This window comes from Limosilactobacillus equigenerosi DSM 18793 = JCM 14505 (assembly GCF_001311375.1).
Classification (GTDB): domain Bacteria; phylum Bacillota; class Bacilli; order Lactobacillales; family Lactobacillaceae; genus Limosilactobacillus; species Limosilactobacillus equigenerosi.
This window is the reverse complement of sequence record NZ_BBAS01000030.1, coordinates 1-2,097: the sequence shown is the minus strand read 5'-3', so window position 1 is coordinate 2,097 and position 2,097 is coordinate 1. Positions and strand designations below refer to the sequence as shown.

Annotated in this window: 9 protein-coding genes; all 9 read left to right on the top strand. The window is 35.3% G+C overall.

Features of this window, described 5'->3' with window-relative positions:
* The first annotated feature begins 50 nt into the window (after nucleotides 1-50).
* Complete coding sequence (locus tag JCM14505_RS08375) at nucleotides 51-287, top strand: hypothetical protein (RefSeq protein ID WP_056995712.1); 237 nt, start codon at nucleotides 51-53, stop codon at nucleotides 285-287.
* On the top strand, nucleotides 287-517 hold the full coding sequence (locus tag JCM14505_RS08370) for a hypothetical protein (RefSeq protein WP_054654044.1): 231 nt from the start codon (nucleotides 287-289) through the stop codon (nucleotides 515-517). Before JCM14505_RS08375 ends, JCM14505_RS08370 begins: the two co-directional genes overlap by 1 nt.
* Before the next feature lie 21 nt (nucleotides 518-538).
* A complete protein-coding gene (locus JCM14505_RS08365) occupies nucleotides 539-766 on the top strand; it encodes a hypothetical protein (RefSeq protein WP_054654042.1) in 228 nt (75 codons plus the stop codon).
* 2 nt (nucleotides 767-768) lie between these two features.
* Complete coding sequence (locus JCM14505_RS08360) at nucleotides 769-966, top strand: hypothetical protein (RefSeq protein WP_054654040.1); 198 nt, start codon at nucleotides 769-771, stop codon at nucleotides 964-966.
* A 29-nt stretch (nucleotides 967-995) separates the two neighbouring features.
* The gene (locus tag JCM14505_RS08355; RefSeq protein WP_054654038.1) at nucleotides 996-1,274 is read left to right on the top strand and encodes a hypothetical protein; all 279 of its coding nucleotides are present in this window, start codon (nucleotides 996-998) and stop codon (nucleotides 1,272-1,274) included.
* A gap of 11 nt (nucleotides 1,275-1,285) precedes the next feature.
* Entirely contained in the window at nucleotides 1,286-1,417 is a 132-nt protein-coding gene (locus JCM14505_RS10210; RefSeq protein ID WP_263848985.1) for a hypothetical protein, read from the top strand.
* Entirely contained in the window at nucleotides 1,395-1,784 is a 390-nt protein-coding gene (locus JCM14505_RS08350; RefSeq protein ID WP_156249886.1) for a hypothetical protein, read from the top strand. Before JCM14505_RS10210 ends, JCM14505_RS08350 begins: the two co-directional genes overlap by 23 nt.
* Nucleotides 1,781-1,936 (top strand): hypothetical protein, encoded by a 156-nt coding sequence (locus tag JCM14505_RS09080; RefSeq protein ID WP_156249885.1) that lies wholly within the window; start codon nucleotides 1,781-1,783, stop codon nucleotides 1,934-1,936. Before JCM14505_RS08350 ends, JCM14505_RS09080 begins: the two co-directional genes overlap by 4 nt.
* A partial coding sequence (locus JCM14505_RS09825) for a hypothetical protein (protein ID WP_225352331.1) occupies nucleotides 1,908-2,097 on the top strand: 190 nt, incomplete at its 3' end. The genes JCM14505_RS09080 and JCM14505_RS09825, both read left to right, overlap by 29 nt.

Sequence of the window (2,097 nt, the reverse complement as noted above, 5' to 3'; positions counted from 1 at the left end):
ACTTTACCAACGTTGATTATGACGTAACTGAAATTATTGGAGAATAAGGAATGGAAAATTACAGAATTTTTATGGATGAAAATGATGCATTAATTCAAAGGAAATCAGATGGAAAATATTACGTTGCTCCGTTTGAAGTGTTTAAAGACAACGGTCGGTATAAGAAAGAATTCAACAGTGATGACATCTTTGATTACCTGTTTGACCGAAATCCATCGATGCACATTACTATCGAAATGGTGACGACTTTCCTTGATTTATTTGGACAGGAAGTTGGTGAAGATTGATGTTTCATTTTGGATCAACGACAACTCTTGCAGGGCTAATCATTTTAGTAATTTCATTTGCGATTTTATTAATTGTGGGCGGAATTGTAACTTCGCTTGACAAACAAGAGATTGAAAACAAAAAGCTAGAATCGATTTTAGGAATTACGGGCTTAGTTTCATTTATTTTGATGATTATGTCAGGTGCAGCAGTAGTGATTGGAGTAATCGTTATGATTGCTGGCTTATAGCTCAAGGGTGGTGGACAGAATATGAAGAAGTACAGGATTTTCTTTGATGAAGATTATTGTTTAGTTTGTGATGAAGACGGATATTTCTATGTCGGCAAGTATTTTTATGCAGAAGATGAAGGTTATAAAACGGCTTTTGATGAAGCTGAAATCGTTGATTATTTAACAGACATTAATCCAGCAGTAAAACCCAATCATGAATTTGTTCAAAAGTTCATCGAAGTGTTCGGTGTGGAAGTCGAGGAGTAAGAATGGAAAATCATTATGATGTAAAACGGTGTTTCTTTTGTGGAGAAAAATGGGTCGAAAAACACGGCGCTGATGGATCATTTGATGTAGTTAACATTTCAGAAGAAGAGTTGGAAGATAAAGGGATTCCGTACGAAGAAGAGACTGATGTTTGCGGTTCTGAACGATGCTATCGTGCATATATGGAAGAGTTTATGTAAGTAGAGGACTAAAGGAGAAAAAAAACATTATGAGAAAATCACGGAAAAAAAATATTATAGAGTTCGTAACTACAAGAAAAACCTTTGTGAAAGCAAGGTGTCTGAGCGAATTGCTATGCATGGCGCAAAACATTTATATCGGCTTGGATGCAAAGCCAATTGGCAGGGGGATTGTATTAAATAAAAATAAAAAGCCAAGAATTCTGACATTAGCAAAAGTTGCTTATCAAAATTCTAGTGAAGATACAAATTATCGGGTTGTGATGTGGCAAGCGATGCAAATCATGCTTCGATCGGCGGTAGTGTAGAGGTAGATTAAATGAAAACAAATGAGATTAGAAAAGTTTTAGATGACTTTTGTCAAAAGCTTGAAGAGACAAAAACAGACAATGACTTTAATTATAAAATCGAAGAAACAAGTTCTCAGATTGGAATTGAAAAAAAGATTTAAAGATGAGGTTGGCGATTATGCAGTTATGGTTAACAAAGCGACCGAATGCTATCAAATTGTAATTGATGAAATTGACGGTGTTGCAAGCTGTGATTTGCTGGCGATTTTCAAGGCTGTTAAAGAATATGCAGACACACCACTCGAAGAACGAAAAGATGAAAAGTGGTGGTATATCCATATTTGCGAGGATGAAGATGAGTATTTAAATTTAAACAAAAAACGGGGAGGTTATGATATTAATAACCAAGCTCAAACCATTCATCATCAAACTAAGTTTACTCGCTCAGAAATCGAAGACTGGGCAGGAACGAACAGCGACGAAGTCATCGATTGGATTATCGATAAGTTTGGAGAAGAAGTGAAATGATTAAAAAGGTTACACCCATAAAAATTACTCAAGATGAAGCTTTGGAAAAAGCTAAAAATTCAATTGATAACTTGTTAGCTATTGTCAAAGCTAACGATAAGACCCCAGCCTTTTCGCCGGTTATTGAAGAAAAAAACAACGGAAACGGTTGAAAATTTGGCGATTATTCAACGGTATCTTATTGGTTATTATGAACCCAAGGAAATAATTATCGATTTAATGGGAGCTATTAACCTTGCGGAATACAAACAAGAGTACGCAATTAGTGTAAAACTACATGAAATTCTACAAAAGATTACGGAAGGCGAAGAGG

Bases quoted from the DNA above. Each gene is read 5' to 3' on its own strand.
- JCM14505_RS08375 (WP_056995712.1), top strand. From the start codon at position 51: ATGGAAAATTACAGAATTTTTATGGATGAAAATGATGCATTAATTCAA.
- JCM14505_RS08370 (WP_054654044.1), top strand. From the start codon at position 287: ATGTTTCATTTTGGATCAACGACAACTCTTGCAGGGCTAATCATTTTA.
- JCM14505_RS08365 (WP_054654042.1), top strand. From the start codon at position 539: ATGAAGAAGTACAGGATTTTCTTTGATGAAGATTATTGTTTAGTTTGT.
- JCM14505_RS08360 (WP_054654040.1), top strand. From the start codon at position 769: ATGGAAAATCATTATGATGTAAAACGGTGTTTCTTTTGTGGAGAAAAA.
- JCM14505_RS08355 (WP_054654038.1), top strand. From the start codon at position 996: ATGAGAAAATCACGGAAAAAAAATATTATAGAGTTCGTAACTACAAGA.
- JCM14505_RS10210 (WP_263848985.1), top strand. From the start codon at position 1,286: ATGAAAACAAATGAGATTAGAAAAGTTTTAGATGACTTTTGTCAAAAG.
- JCM14505_RS09080 (WP_156249885.1), top strand. From the start codon at position 1,781: ATGATTAAAAAGGTTACACCCATAAAAATTACTCAAGATGAAGCTTTG.